The organism is Streptomyces sp. MAI_2237 (assembly GCF_054189285.1).
The window spans coordinates 1,263,436-1,277,681 of record NZ_JAJPGQ010000003.1 but is presented as its reverse complement, the minus strand read 5'-3'; the positions used below and the strand labels follow the sequence as shown (position 1 = coordinate 1,277,681).

The 14,246-nt window shown below is 66.0% G+C and carries 11 protein-coding genes and 3 rRNA genes; 2 read left to right on the top strand and 12 right to left on the bottom strand.

Annotated features, from left to right (window positions below; genetic code table 11):
• Positions 1 to 46: 46 nt before the first annotated feature.
• From LN251_RS16205 to LN251_RS16190, 4 genes are all read right to left on the bottom strand, one after another.
• Complete coding sequence (locus LN251_RS16205; RefSeq protein ID WP_458245038.1) at positions 47 to 691, bottom strand: HAD family hydrolase; 645 nt, start codon at positions 689 to 691, stop codon at positions 47 to 49.
• A gap of 60 nt (positions 692 to 751) precedes the next feature.
• Positions 752 to 868 (bottom strand): 5S ribosomal RNA (rrf, locus tag LN251_RS16200).
• Positions 869 to 939: 71 nt separating this feature from the next.
• Positions 940 to 4,061 (bottom strand): 23S ribosomal RNA (locus LN251_RS16195).
• 299 nt (positions 4,062 to 4,360) lie between these two features.
• Positions 4,361 to 5,886, bottom strand: a 16S ribosomal RNA gene (locus LN251_RS16190).
• Together the 16S, 23S and 5S rRNA genes form the textbook arrangement of a ribosomal RNA operon.
• 840 nt (positions 5,887 to 6,726) lie before the next feature.
• Here LN251_RS16190 and trpS point away from each other — a divergent pair.
• Positions 6,727 to 7,776, top strand: a complete 1,050-nt coding sequence (gene trpS, locus LN251_RS16185; RefSeq protein WP_458245037.1) for a tryptophan--tRNA ligase — start codon at positions 6,727 to 6,729, stop codon at positions 7,774 to 7,776.
• Here the strand turns inward: trpS and LN251_RS16180 are convergent.
• Positions 7,692 to 8,729 carry a GlxA family transcriptional regulator gene (locus LN251_RS16180; RefSeq protein ID WP_458245036.1) on the bottom strand — a complete coding sequence of 346 codons (1,038 nt, stop codon included), beginning with the start codon at positions 8,727 to 8,729 and terminating at the stop codon, positions 7,692 to 7,694. The two genes, trpS and LN251_RS16180, sit on opposite strands and share 85 nt — an antisense overlap.
• Before the next feature lie 75 nt (positions 8,730 to 8,804).
• On the opposite strand from LN251_RS16180, the gene LN251_RS16175 reads away from it, so the two are divergent.
• Positions 8,805 to 9,392, top strand: coding sequence for a cysteine hydrolase family protein (locus LN251_RS16175; RefSeq protein ID WP_458245035.1), 588 nt, complete (start codon positions 8,805 to 8,807; stop codon positions 9,390 to 9,392).
• 23 nt (positions 9,393 to 9,415) lie between these two features.
• On the opposite strand, the gene proC is transcribed toward LN251_RS16175, so the two are convergent.
• From proC to LN251_RS16140, 7 genes are all read right to left on the bottom strand, one after another.
• On the bottom strand, positions 9,416 to 10,228 hold the full coding sequence (proC, locus tag LN251_RS16170) for a pyrroline-5-carboxylate reductase (protein WP_458245034.1): 813 nt from the start codon (positions 10,226 to 10,228) through the stop codon (positions 9,416 to 9,418).
• Between the two features lie 72 nt (positions 10,229 to 10,300).
• The gene (locus LN251_RS16165; RefSeq protein WP_458245033.1) at positions 10,301 to 11,038 is read right to left on the bottom strand and encodes an ABC transporter permease; all 738 of its coding nucleotides are present in this window, start codon (positions 11,036 to 11,038) and stop codon (positions 10,301 to 10,303) included.
• Positions 11,035 to 11,847 carry an ABC transporter ATP-binding protein gene (locus LN251_RS16160; RefSeq protein WP_458245032.1) on the bottom strand — a complete coding sequence of 271 codons (813 nt, stop codon included), beginning with the start codon at positions 11,845 to 11,847 and terminating at the stop codon, positions 11,035 to 11,037. Before LN251_RS16160 ends, LN251_RS16165 begins: the two co-directional genes overlap by 4 nt.
• A 120-nt stretch (positions 11,848 to 11,967) precedes the next feature.
• A complete protein-coding gene (locus tag LN251_RS16155) occupies positions 11,968 to 12,741 on the bottom strand; it encodes a class I SAM-dependent methyltransferase (RefSeq protein WP_458245031.1) in 774 nt (257 codons plus the stop codon).
• A gap of 218 nt (positions 12,742 to 12,959) precedes the next feature.
• Entirely contained in the window at positions 12,960 to 13,463 is a 504-nt protein-coding gene (locus LN251_RS16150; protein ID WP_458245030.1) for an EamA/RhaT family transporter, read from the bottom strand.
• A 43-nt stretch (positions 13,464 to 13,506) separates the two neighbouring features.
• A complete protein-coding gene (locus LN251_RS16145; RefSeq protein ID WP_458246732.1) occupies positions 13,507 to 13,794 on the bottom strand; it encodes an SH3 domain-containing protein in 288 nt (95 codons plus the stop codon).
• A gap of 84 nt (positions 13,795 to 13,878) precedes the next feature.
• Positions 13,879 to 14,202, bottom strand: coding sequence for an SH3 domain-containing protein (locus LN251_RS16140; protein WP_458245029.1), 324 nt, complete (start codon positions 14,200 to 14,202; stop codon positions 13,879 to 13,881).
• Between the last annotated feature and the right edge of the window lie 44 nt (positions 14,203 to 14,246).

Here is a 14,246-nt window from a genome sequence, read left to right as displayed (position 1 = left end):
CCTCACCGCAGTAGAAACGATCGTCCGGGGCTCGGCATGACATTTGTCAGCCGAGCAGCCCTGTCAACTCACCCATGTCGTCGAAGAGTCGAGTGGCCTGGGCGAGCTTGCCGGCCGGCGTCATCGCGGTGAACCCGTACACGTCCATCCCGGCCGCCACGGCCGCCTGCACGCCCAGCGGACTGTCCTCGACGACCGCACACCGCTCGGGAACGACACCCATCCGCTCGGCGGCGTACAGGAACAGGTCCGGCGCCGGCTTCCCCCGCCCCACGTCCTCGGAACTGAAGATCCGCTCCTCCCCGAACCACCGGTCCAGCCCGGTCGTCCGATGCCCCACCCGGATCCGCGCATGACTCCCTGACGAGGCCACGCAGTACGGCACCCCGTCCGCCGTCAGCTTGTCCAGCACCTCGCCGACGCCCGCCACGGGCTGCAACTCCCGCTCGAAGGCGGCGAAGACGCGTGCGTGGAACACGTCGTCGAAGTCGGCGGGCAGCGTCCGCCCCGTCCGCTCCAGGACCAGCTCATGAACCCGGTGCATGGCCGAGCCCATGTAGTCCCGTATGGAGTCCTCGTACGACGTCGGGTGCCCCAGCTCGGTCAGGTAGGCGGCCAGGAGCCGGTTGGAAATGGGCTCGCTGTCCACGAGCACGCCGTCGTTGTCGAAGATGACGAGGTCATAGCGCATGGGGCCACTGTAAACGCAGAAAACCCCGCACCAGAAAGGTGCGGGGTTTTCCCACAATTTGTTCGGCGGCGTCCTACTCTCCCACAGGGTCCCCCCTGCAGTACCATCGGCGCTGTAAGGCTTAGCTTCCGGGTTCGGAATGTAACCGGGCGTTTCCCTCACGCTATAACCACCGAAACACTATGAAGTTAGACCGGAAAAAAAACACGGTCGTTGCCTCAGAACTAACACAGTGGACGCGAGCAACTGAGGACAAGCCCTCGGCCTATTAGTACCGGTCACCTCCACACGTTACCGTGCTTCCAGATCCGGCCTATCAACCCAGTCGTCTACTGGGAGCCTTACCCCATCAAGTGGGTGGGAATACTCATCTCGAAGCAGGCTTCCCGCTTAGATGCTTTCAGCGGTTATCCCTCCCGAACGTAGCCAACCAGCCATGCCCTTGGCAGAACAACTGGCACACCAGAGGTTCGTCCGTCCCGGTCCTCTCGTACTAGGGACAGCCCTTCTCAATATTCCTGCGCGCGCAGCGGATAGGGACCGAACTGTCTCACGACGTTCTAAACCCAGCTCGCGTACCGCTTTAATGGGCGAACAGCCCAACCCTTGGGACCGACTCCAGCCCCAGGATGCGACGAGCCGACATCGAGGTGCCAAACCATCCCGTCGATATGGACTCTTGGGGAAGATCAGCCTGTTATCCCCGGGGTACCTTTTATCCGTTGAGCGACGGCGCTTCCACAAGCCACCGCCGGATCACTAGTCCCGACTTTCGTCCCTGCTCGACCCGTCGGTCTCACAGTCAAGCTCCCTTGTGCACTTACACTCAACACCTGATTGCCAACCAGGCTGAGGGAACCTTTGGGCGCCTCCGTTACTCTTTAGGAGGCAACCGCCCCAGTTAAACTACCCATCAGACACTGTCCCTGATCCGGATCACGGACCCAGGTTAGACATCCAGCACGACCAGACTGGTATTTCAACGACGACTCCACCCATACTGGCGTATGGACTTCAAAGTCTCCCAGCTATCCTACACAAGCCGAACCGAACACCAATATCAAACTGTAGTAAAGGTCCCGGGGTCTTTCCGTCCTGCTGCGCGAAACGAGCATCTTTACTCGTAGTGCAATTTCACCGGGCCCTATGGTTGAGACAGTCGAGAAGTCGTTACGCCATTCGTGCAGGTCGGAACTTACCCGACAAGGAATTTCGCTACCTTAGGATGGTTATAGTTACCACCGCCGTTTACTGGCGCTTAAGTTCTCAGCTTCGCCACACCGAAATGTGACTAACCGGTCCCCTTAACGTTCCAGCACCGGGCAGGCGTCAGTCCGTATACATCGCCTTACGGCTTCGCACGGACCTGTGTTTTTAGTAAACAGTCGCTTCTCGCTGGTCTCTGCGGCCACCCCCAGCTCGAGGAGCAAGTCCTCTCACCAAGCGTGGCCCCCCTTCTCCCGAAGTTACGGGGGCATTTTGCCGAGTTCCTTAACCATAGTTCACCCGAACGCCTCGGTATTCTCTACCTGACCACCTGAGTCGGTTTAGGGTACGGGCCGCCATGAAACTCGCTAGAGGCTTTTCTCGACAGCATAGGATCATCCACTTCACCACAATCGGCTCGGCATCAGGTCTCAGCCTTAAGTGATCCGGATTTGCCTAGATCACGGCCTACACCCTTACCCCGGGACAACCACCGCCCGGGATGGACTACCTTCCTGCGTCACCCCATCACTCACCTACTAACCGCTTGGTTCGGCGGCTCCACCACTCCCCTTTGCCCGAAGGCTCCGGGGCGGCTTCACGGCCTTAGCATCACGATGCTCGATGTTTGACGCTTCACAGCGGGTACCGGAATATCAACCGGTTATCCATCGACTACGCCTGTCGGCCTCGCCTTAGGTCCCGACTTACCCTGGGCAGATCAGCTTGACCCAGGAACCCTTAGTCAATCGGCGCACACGTTTCCCACGTGTGAATCGCTACTCATGCCTGCATTCTCACTCGTCAACCGTCCACAACTACCTTCCGGTGCTGCTTCACCCGGCAGACGACGCTCCCCTACCCATCACAGCCTCCGTTGGGAGTATTTGCTGCAATGACACGACTTCGGCGGTACGCTTGAGCCCCGCTACATTGTCGGCGCGGAATCACTAGACCAGTGAGCTATTACGCACTCTTTCAAGGGTGGCTGCTTCTAAGCCAACCTCCTGGTTGTCTGTGCGACTCCACATCCTTTCCCACTTAGCGTACGCTTAGGGGCCTTAGTCGATGCTCTGGGCTGTTTCCCTCTCGACCATGGAGCTTATCCCCCACAGTCTCACTGCCGCGCTCTCACTTACCGGCATTCGGAGTTTGGCTAAGGTCAGTAACCCGGTAGGGCCCATCGCCTATCCAGTGCTCTACCTCCGGCAAGAAACACACGACGCTGCACCTAAATGCATTTCGGGGAGAACCAGCTATCACGGAGTTTGATTGGCCTTTCACCCCTAACCACAGGTCATCCCCCAGGTTTTCAACCCTGGTGGGTTCGGTCCTCCACGAAGTCTTACCTCCGCTTCAACCTGCCCATGGCTAGATCACTCCGCTTCGGGTCTTGAGCGTGCTACTGAATCGCCCTATTCGGACTCGCTTTCGCTACGGCTTCCCCACCCGGGTTAACCTCGCAACACACCGCAAACTCGCAGGCTCATTCTTCAAAAGGCACGCAGTCACGAGACACCAGCAAGCTGATGTCCGACGCTCCCACGGCTTGTAGGCACACGGTTTCAGGTACTATTTCACTCCGCTCCCGCGGTACTTTTCACCATTCCCTCACGGTACTATCCGCTATCGGTCACCAGGGAATATTTAGGCTTAGCGGGTGGTCCCGCCAGATTCACACGGGATTTCTCGGGCCCCGTGCTACTTGGGTGTCTCTCAAACGAGCCGCTGACGTTTCGACTACGGGGGTCTTACCCTCTACGCCGGACCTTTCGCATGTCCTTCGCCTACATCAACGGTTTCTGACTCGTCCTGTCGCCGGCAGACGACAGAAGAGAGATCCCACAACCCCGCATGCGCAACCCCTGCCGGGTCTCACACGCATACGGTTTGGCCTCATCCGGTTTCGCTCGCCACTACTCCCGGAATCACGGTTGTTTTCTCTTCCTGCGGGTACTGAGATGTTTCACTTCCCCGCGTTCCCTCCACTTGCCCTATGTGTTCAGGCAAGGGTGACAGCCCATGACGACTGCCGGGTTTCCCCATTCGGACACCCCCGGATCAAAGCCTGGTTGACGACTCCCCGGGGCCTATCGTGGCCTCCCACGTCCTTCATCGGTTCCTGGTGCCAAGGCATCCACCGTGCGCCCTTAAAAACTTGGCCACAGATGCTCGCGTCCACTGTGCAGTTCTCAAACAACGACCAGCCACCCATCACCCCGAGCTTCCACTCGAGTTCACTGGGGCCGGCGACTGAGGAAAACCATTCCCTCAGACACCCAACAGCGTGCCCGACACACTCCCCGCTCCCCTCAACGTTCCACGCTCTTGCGAGCAGTACTAGAAGGAGAAGACGATCAAGTGTGCCGAGTAGTCAACGTTCCACCCATGAGCAACCAGCATCAGACATTCGCTGACGTTCTGGCCTCTGACCGAGCGAGCTCGGTAAGAAGTGCTCCTTAGAAAGGAGGTGATCCAGCCGCACCTTCCGGTACGGCTACCTTGTTACGACTTCGTCCCAATCGCCAGTCCCACCTTCGACAGCTCCCTCCCACAAGGGGTTGGGCCACCGGCTTCGGGTGTTACCGACTTTCGTGACGTGACGGGCGGTGTGTACAAGGCCCGGGAACGTATTCACCGCAGCAATGCTGATCTGCGATTACTAGCGACTCCGACTTCATGGGGTCGAGTTGCAGACCCCAATCCGAACTGAGACCGGCTTTTTGAGATTCGCTCCACCTCACGGTATCGCAGCTCATTGTACCGGCCATTGTAGCACGTGTGCAGCCCAAGACATAAGGGGCATGATGACTTGACGTCGTCCCCACCTTCCTCCGAGTTGACCCCGGCGGTCTCCTGTGAGTCCCCATCACCCCGAAGGGCATGCTGGCAACACAGAACAAGGGTTGCGCTCGTTGCGGGACTTAACCCAACATCTCACGACACGAGCTGACGACAGCCATGCACCACCTGTACACCGACCACAAGGGGGCGCCTGTCTCCAGACGTTTCCGGTGTATGTCAAGCCTTGGTAAGGTTCTTCGCGTTGCGTCGAATTAAGCCACATGCTCCGCCGCTTGTGCGGGCCCCCGTCAATTCCTTTGAGTTTTAGCCTTGCGGCCGTACTCCCCAGGCGGGGAACTTAATGCGTTAGCTGCGGCACCGACGACGTGGAATGTCGCCAACACCTAGTTCCCACCGTTTACGGCGTGGACTACCAGGGTATCTAATCCTGTTCGCTCCCCACGCTTTCGCTCCTCAGCGTCAGTAATGGCCCAGAGATCCGCCTTCGCCACCGGTGTTCCTCCTGATATCTGCGCATTTCACCGCTACACCAGGAATTCCGATCTCCCCTACCACACTCTAGCTAGCCCGTATCGACTGCAGACCCGAGGTTAAGCCTCGGGCTTTCACAATCGACGTGACAAGCCGCCTACGAGCTCTTTACGCCCAATAATTCCGGACAACGCTTGCGCCCTACGTATTACCGCGGCTGCTGGCACGTAGTTAGCCGGCGCTTCTTCTGCAGGTACCGTCACTTTCGCTTCTTCCCTGCTGAAAGAGGTTTACAACCCGAAGGCCGTCATCCCTCACGCGGCGTCGCTGCATCAGGCTTTCGCCCATTGTGCAATATTCCCCACTGCTGCCTCCCGTAGGAGTCTGGGCCGTGTCTCAGTCCCAGTGTGGCCGGTCGCCCTCTCAGGCCGGCTACCCGTCGTCGCCTTGGTGAGCCATTACCTCACCAACAAGCTGATAGGCCGCGGGCTCATCCTTCACCGCCGGAGCTTTTAACCCTCACAGATGCCTGCGAGAGTGTTATCCGGTATTAGACCCCGTTTCCAGGGCTTGTCCCAGAGTGAAGGGCAGATTGCCCACGTGTTACTCACCCGTTCGCCACTAATCCCCACCGAAGTGGTTCATCGTTCGACTTGCATGTGTTAAGCACGCCGCCAGCGTTCGTCCTGAGCCAGGATCAAACTCTCCGTGAATGTTTACCGGTAATCCGGTCGACACCACGAGAGCGGAACGGTCAGGCGGAATGAGCCCGACCGTTCACAGCGTCCTCGCTGTGTTTTCTTCAAAGGAACCTCGCCACCAGGAAATCCCGGTGTCGGGGTATCAACATATCTGGCGTTGACTTTTGGCACGCTGTTGAGTTCTCAAGGAACGGTCGCTTCCTTTGTACTCACCCTCTCGGGCTTTCCTCCGGGCTTCCCTTCGGTCTTGCGTTTCCGACTCTATCAGACCGTTTTCCGATCCGATTTCCTCGGTGCTTTCCAGGCTCCCGCTTTTGTTTTGCGGTTTCCTTTCCGGCGGATCCGACTCTATCAGATCCTTTCGGCGTCCGATTCCCCGTCAGAGGGGGTTGTCTTCCCGGCTGTTGGGCCGTTCCGACGAGTGAGACTTTAGCGGATTCCCGGCCCCCGCGCTAATCGGCGGCCTGCGTCCTTCGAACGCGGATTCCTCATTTCGCGAATACGCATGCCAATAAAACGACAGCGGCCTGATCGACAGCAGTCGAGTAGTGGTTGGTACTTGCGGAATGGCTGTCCGGGGACCGACCGGAGTCGGCTCTCACGTCGGACAACTCGAAGTACCTTACGGACCCGCCCGGGGCGTGTCAACCTGCGGACAGACGGCATCCCGGCGGCGTACGCTCTGTGCCATGACTACGCGTACGTGCACCCAGCAGTGGTGGGCCGCCTGACGGCGGCCGGACTCACGTATGCACCACGGCCGCCGCTTCGGCGGCCGTTCTCGTTTCTCCCTCCAGAGCTCCGGAGGGCCGGCCGCCGGAGCGGCGGCCCGACCGGAGAAGGAGTGGAGAGATGGCACGGGTCTTCAGCGGGATTCAACCGACCGGGCATCTGACGCTGGGCAACTACCTGGGGGCCATGCGGCGGTGGGCCGAGGTCGACCAGCACCAGGCCGACGCGCTGTTCTGCGTGGTCGATCTGCACGCGCTGACCATGGACCACGACCCGGCGCGGGTGCGCAGGCTCAGTCGGCAGGCCGCGACGCTGCTGCTCGCCTCGGGACTGGACCCCGAGCTGTGCACCCTGTTCGTACAGAGTCATGTGGACGAGCACGCGCGGCTGTCGTACCTGCTGGAGTGCGTGGCGACCGACGGCGAGATGCGGCGGATGATCCAGTACAAGGAGAAGGCCGCCAAGGAGGCCGCGCGGGGCAGAAGCGTGCGGGTGTCGCTGCTGACGTATCCGGTGCTGATGGCGGCGGACATCCTCGCGTACGGGACGGACGACGTACCGGTGGGTGAGGACCAGGCGCAGCACGTGGAGCTGGCGAGGGATCTGGCGGTGCGGTTCAACCAGCGCTACGGGCACACGTTCACGGTGCCGCGGGCGACGCTGCCCGCGGTGGCGGCGCGGGTGATGAACCTGCAGGAGCCGGCGCGGAAGATGGGGAAGTCGGACGAGTCGGGGCTCGGCGTCGTCTATCTGCTGGACGAGCCGGACGTCGTACGGAAGAAGGTCATGCGGGCCGTGACAGACAGTGGGCGGGAGGTCGTCTACGACCGGGAGGAGCGGCCCGGGCTCGCGAATCTGCTGGAGATCCTGGCCGCCTGCACCGGTGGGGACCCGGAGGCCCTGAGTGGTGCGTACGAGTCGTACGGCGCCCTGAAGAAGGACACCGCGGAGGCCGTGGTCGAAGTGCTGAGGCCGCTGCGGGACAGGCACCGTGAGCTGTGCGCCGATCCCGGTTATGTCGAGGGGGTGCTGCGGGCCGGCGCCGGAAGGGCTCGGGCGATGGCCCGGCCGACCGTGGATGCCGCCTATCGCGCGATCGGGCTGCTGCCCGCCGTCCCCGAGGAAGGGGCGGAGTCGGAGGCGGGTGTGGTGCTGAACGCGGTGCGGTAGGCGCGCGGGCTGGTGGCGAGGCGCGAGGCGAAGTGCTGGCGCATCGTGACCTCGCTGCCGAAGCCGGCGCGGCGGGCCACCTCGGGCATGGGCAGGTCGGTGCGTTCGAGGAGTTTCTGGGCGGCGGCGACGCGCTGGTCGAGGAGCCAGCGCAGCGGCGTCGTTCCGGTCTCCGCGGTGAAGTGGCGGGCGAAGCTGCGCGGTGACATGCCGGCACGGGCGGCCAGGTCGGCGACCGTGAGCGGTTCGTTCAGGTGGCGCAGGGCGTGTTCGCGTACGGCGGCGAGGGTGTCGGCGTCGCGGTCGGCGCGGGGTGTGGGGTGCTCGATGAACTGGGCCTGGGTGCCGGTGCGGAAGGGGGCGGTGACCATCGAGCGGGCGATGGTGGCCGCCGCCTCGGCGCCGTGGGAGCGGCGGACGAGGTGCAGGCAGAGGTCGATGCCGGCCGCGGTGCCGGCGGCGGTCCAGAGGTTGTCGTCCTCGATGAAGAGGGCGTCGGGGACGACGGTGACGTGGGGGTGGTGGGTGCGCAGGAGGTCGACGAGGTTCCAGTGGGTGATGGCGCGGCGGCCGTCGAGGAGGCCCGCCTGGGCGAGGGTGAAGGCTCCGCCGCACAGGGCGGCGATGGTGGTGCCGCGGGCGTGGGCGTGGCGGAGGGCGTCGAGGACCGGAGCGGGTGCGGGGGTGAGGTGGTCGTCGAGTCCGGGGACGACGATCAGGTCGGCCCGCGGCAGCCAGTCGAGGGTGCGGTCGGGCAGGAGGGCCATGCCGCCGCGCATCGGGACGGGGGTGGCTGGGTCGGTGGCGACGCGGCGCAGGTCGAAGGCGGGGGCGCCGCGGTCGGTGCGGTCGGTGCCCCAGACCTCGGTGATGACGGAGACGTCGAAGGCGCGGATGCCGGGGAAGGCGAGGAGAGCGACGCGGTGGGCGGGGGCGCCGGGAGCACTGGCCATGGATGGCAGTAAACCATCGATCGCTGTCTTTTGGCCTGCTGGGGCGTGGGGGCGGGCGGCGGCAGGATCGTGGGCATGGAGATGGCGAAGAACGCGGCCCTGGTGGTCGTAGATGTGCAGAAGGGGTTCGACGAGGCCGGTTTCTGGGGGCCTCGGAACAACCCGGGGGCCGATGACAACATCGCGGCGCTGATCGACGTATGGCAGTCGACGGGGCGGCCGGTGGTGTTCGTGCGGCACGACTCGTCGAAGCCGGAGTCGCCGTTGCGGCCCGGCTACGAGGGCAACGAGCTGAAGGAGTACGTCGAGGAGAGGAGGGGGAAGGGAGCCGGGCCCGAGCTGTTCCTGACGAAGAGCGTGAACTCGGCGTTCCTCGGGACGCCGGATCTGGGGGCCTGGCTGCGGGAGGCGGGGATCTCGCAGTTCGTGCTCGCCGGGATCCAGACGAACATGTGCGTGGAGACGACCGCACGGATGGGCGGGAATCTCGGGTACGAGGTGGCGGTCGCGTACGACGCGACGTACACCTTCGATCTGGAGGGGCCGTTCGGCTGGCGGCTGAGCGCGGACGAGGTGGCGCGGGCGTCGGCGGTGTCGCTGCACGGGGGCGGCTTCGCTCGGGTGGTGACCACGAAGGAGCTGCTGGACGCGGCGGGCGCGTGAGCGCCGCCCCCGGCGGGCGCGGGTCAGTCCTTCTTGCCGGAGGCGAGTTCGCGGCTGCGGTCGCGGGCGGCTTCGAGGGCGGCGATGAGGGCGGCGCGGACGCCGTGGTTCTCGAGTTCGCGGATGGCGTTGATGGTCGTGCCCGCGGGTGAGGTGACGTTCTCGCGGAGCTTGACCGGGTGTTCGCCGCTGTCGCGGAGCATGGTCGCGGCGCCGATCGCGGACTGGACGATCAGGTCGTGGGCCTTGTCGCGGGGCAGGCCGAGCAGGATGCCGGCGTCCGTCATGGCCTCGACCAGGTAGAAGAAGTACGCCGGGCCGGAGCCGGAGAGGGCGGTGCAGGCGTCCTGCTGGGACTCGGGGACGCGCAGGGTCTTGCCGACCGCGCCGAAGATCTCCTCGGCGTGAGACAGGTGTTCGGCGGTGGCGTGGGTGCCGCCGGAGATGACGGACATGGCCTCGTCGACGAGGGCGGGGGTGTTCGTCATGACGCGGACGACGGGGGTCCCGGCGGCCAGCCGCTCCTCGAAGAAGGAGGTGGGGATGCCGGCCGCGCCGCTGATGATCAGGCGGTCGGCGGGGACGTGCGGGGCGAGCTCGTCGAGGAGCGTGCCCATGTCCTGCGGCTTGACGGTGAGGATCAGGGTGTCGGCGGTCTTGGCGGCTTCCGGGTTGGTGACCGGGGTGACTCCGTAGCGGGTGCGGAGTTCTTCGGCCCGCTCCGGGCGGCGGGCGGTGACCAGGAGGTCGGCCGGGGCCCAGCCGCCGCGGATCATCCCGCTGAGCAGAGCTTCGCCGATCTTGCCGGTGCCGAGGACTGCGACTTTCTGGCTCATGGGGTCATCCTCGCACCGGCGGTGCGGGGCCGGGGCGGCTGTCCGGGTGGCGGAACGCCGCCGCGCGGGCCGTTATGCCGTGCGCCTCCTGAGGGTGGCGGCGCCGAGGCCGAGGACGAGGAGGGCGCATCCGGCGACGATGAGGGCGTCGCGGACGAAGGTGGTCGTCATGTCCGTGTGCCGGAGGACCTCGTTCATGCCGTCGACGGCGTAGGACATGGGCAGGACGTTCGAGATGCCCTCCAGGACGGGCTGCATCTTCTCGCGCGGGGTGAGCAGGCCGCACAGGACGAGCTGCGGAAAGATCACGGCCGGCATGAACTGGACCGCCTGGAACTCGGAGGCGGCGAAGGCCGAGACGAACAGGCCGAGGGCGGTGCCGAGAAGGGCGTCCAGGAGCGCCACCAGGAGCAGCAGCCACGGTGAGCCGACGACGTCCAGGCCGAGGAACCACAGGGCCAGGCCGGTGGCGATGGCGGACTGGACGATGGCGAGGGCGCCGAAGGCGAGGGCGTAGCCGCCGATCAGGTCGCCCTTGGCCAGGGGCATCGCCAGCAGGCGTTCGAGGGTGCCGGAGGTGCGTTCGCGCAGGGTGGCGATGGAGGTCACCAGGAACATGGTGATCAGCGGGAAGATGCCGAGCAGCGAGGCGCCGATGTTGTCGAAGACCTGTGGGCTGCCGTCGTAGACGAAACGGAGCAGGAACAGCATCAGGCAGGGCACCACGAGCAGCAGGGCGATGGTCCGCGGGTCGTGGCGCAGCTGGCGCAGGACGCGGGCGGCCGTGGCGAGGGTGCGGGAGGCGTTCATCGGACGGTCTCCTTGCGGGTGCCGGTCGCGGCCGCCTGGTCGACGAGGTGGAGGAAGGCGGCTTCGACGGTGTCGGTACGGGTGCTGGTGCGCAGGGCCTCGGGGGTGTCGTCGGCGAGGATCTCGCCGTCGCGCATCAGCAGGAGGCGGTGGCAGCGCTCGGCCTCGTCCATGACGTGGGAGGAGACGAGGAGGGTGGCGCCGCGCTCGTCGGCGATGCGGTGGAAGAGGTTCCACAGGTCGCGGCGCAGCACCGGGTCGAGGCCGACGGTGGGTTCGTCGAGGACCAGCAGTTCCGGGGTGCCGAGGAGGGCGACGGCGAGGGAGACGCGGCTGCGCTGGCCGCCGGAGAGGTTGCCGGCGAGGGCGTCGGCGTGCGAGGTGAGGTCGACGTCGGCGATGGCGCGGGCGACGTTGTCGTGGCGGCGCTCGGCGGCCGCGCGGCCGGGGTCGAGGATCGCCGCGAAGTAGTGGAGGTTCTGCCGGATCGTCAGGTCGTCGTAGACGGACGGGTCCTGGGTGACGTAGCCGATGCGGGAGCGGAGGGCGGCGTCGCCCGCGGGGCGGCCGAGGACTTCCAGGGTGCCGCTGACCTTGGCCTGGGTGCCGACGATCGAGCGCATCAGGGTGGTCTTGCCGCAGCCGGAGGGGCCGAGCAGGCCGGTGATCTGGCCGTGCGGCACGGCGAAGCGGAGGTCGCGGAGGACCTGGTGTGCGCCCCGGACGACGCTCAGCCCTTCGGCCCGGACGGCGGGTTCCTCCCGGGTCGTCTCCGGGGGGTCGGTGCGCGTGGACTCATAATTCATCATGTGCTGAATAATCCTCTCGGCCGCGTTTCCGCGTCAAGGGCCGAAGGGGTTACGAGGCCGGGTACGGCCCTTCGGGGGCAGAGGAACCGCCCAGGAGGACGTGGGCGGCACCGCCCGGGATCAGAAAGTGGCGACGATCAGCAGGACGTCGTACGTCTCCTCGACCGTGCCGCCGGGGAAGGACCGCAGCAGGTGCTCGCGCTCCTGGGCGAGGAAGGCGGCCGTCGCCTGCGCGCCCTGCACAAGGAAGATCGAGTGGCTGCCGATGTTGGCCAGATGGGTGTCGACGGAGACCGTGCGGCTCCAGCGGACCACGCGGAGGGCGTGCGCGGGGACCTCGGGGACGCCGTCGAAGGCGAGCGCCGTGCGGACGGCGGCCGCGCCCTGCTTGTTGCCGTACTCCCCGCGGAAGTGCCGCCGGATGCGGTCGCCCTGCTCGGCGATCCACGGGACGTCGAACGCGTCCTGGTTCCACCACATCGCCAGCGCGCCGCCGGGCCGCAGCACGCGCCGCGCCCCGGGCAGCGAGCGGGCCGGCCGCGTCCAGTGCCACGCCTGGGCGTAGGTGACGAAGTCGACCGAGCCGTCCGCGAGCGGGAGGGCGTCGCCGTCGCCGAGAACGAGCGGGACGCCGGGCAGGGCGCGCCGGAACTCGGCCGCCATGCCCTCGCCGGGCTCCACGGCGATCACCTCGGCGCCGCGGGCACGCAGCAGTCCGGTCGCGATACCGGTCCCGGCCCCCACGTCCGCGACCCGGGCGCCGTCCAGCGAACGACCCGCCAGGTCCTCGATCGCGTCGAAGAGTGCGGGCGGGTAGGAGGGGCGGTTGGCCGCGTACTGGGCCGCTGCGGCGTCGAAGGAGCGGGCGCGGGTGGTGCGGGAGGGAGCCGTCATACGGCCATGGTGGCGCTGGTGGGTCGCGGGGGTGGGGGGTTCGCGGTGTGCGGGGCTTGGGGTGCGCGGGGCTTGGGGTGTGCGGGGCTTGGGGTGTACGGGGCTTGGGGTGTACGGGGCTTGCGGCGCAGGGGTGCGCGGAGCTTGAGGTGCGGGACCGCTCGACCGTGAAGCTCAGGCCGTCCACGGCGGCCGGTGCCTTGCGGCGGCCGGAGGCGTCAGGAGCGGCGGCGCTTCTTGGACGGGTTGCCGGTGCGGCGGGTGCTGCGCTTGGCGTGCCGCTCGCGGGCCGCCTCGTATTCCTGCCGGTGGAGCTTCTCGCCGGGGGCCTCGGTGAGGGAGCGGAAGAAGTAGGCGAGGAGCGAGCCGACGAAGCCGATGGCCAGCAGGCCGCGCAGAGACGCCTGGCGTTCGGGGTCGGGGCGGCGGGAGAAGGAGTCCCAGGTGGTGCGGAAGGCCAGCGCGCTGCACACGGCGAACATGACGACGACCAGCACCATCACGAAGGCGCCGGTGTCGGCGATCCGCAGGCCCTGGAAGGCGAAGCGCAGGACCAGGCAGGAGGCGACGGCGGCGAGGAGGGAGCCGACGGCCACGGCGGCGCGGCGCAGCGGGTAGCCGTGGCCGTGGTCCACCCAGGTGGTGCCGAAGAAGCGCAGGGGCTCGGGCCGGGGGCCTCCGGTGGAGCCCGCCTTGTCCTGGGTGCCGGGTTCGTCGCTCACGGGACGATTATGGCGGTGGGGCGGGGGCGGGCTCCGGGCGGGCCTAGGAGCAGCGCGGTGCGACGTACCCGTCGCTGCCGGTCTTCACATACGTGTCCGAGATGTACTCGCCGCTGTCGATGTTGTCCCAGATGTCGGAGGTGCCGTAGTAACCCGAGACCGTGGTGCCGGGCCGCTGGCAGAAGATCGGGACCGAGGCGCCCTCGGGCAGGACGCGGACGATGGAGTAGCCGGTGCCCGGGCCGCTGCGGACGTTGACGCGGGTGTCCGGTGCGATCGGGTAGGTCCGCACAGTGGCCGCCGCAGGGGTGGCCAGGGCTCCCACCGTCATGAGCAGGGCCCCGGTGGCTGCCGCGAGCAGGACGGACCGACGGCTCTTGGAGATCATGGACATCCTCGTGGTCGTGGTGTTCGGTCAGCCGCCGCAGCGGGGGCGGATGTAGCCGTCGCTGCCCGTGAGGACGTAGGCGTCCGAGATGAACTCGTCGCTTCCGATGCAGTCCCAGATGCTGCTCGTGCCGTACGGGCCGGTGATGGTCGTACCGGGCGACTGGCAGAGGATGGCGACGCGCGAACCCTCGGGCAGGACGCGGACGATGGGGTAGCCGGTGCCCGGGCCGCTGCGGACGTTGAGGCGTACCCCCGGTGCGACCGCATACGTCGTGGATGCCGCCGCGGCCATCGTCGAGACGGCCTCTTCCCCGCCGCTCTCGACCTCTTCGACATGCTCAACAGACATGGAAAACCTCCCCCGTTGCTCCCCATGACATCCATGGGGCCCCA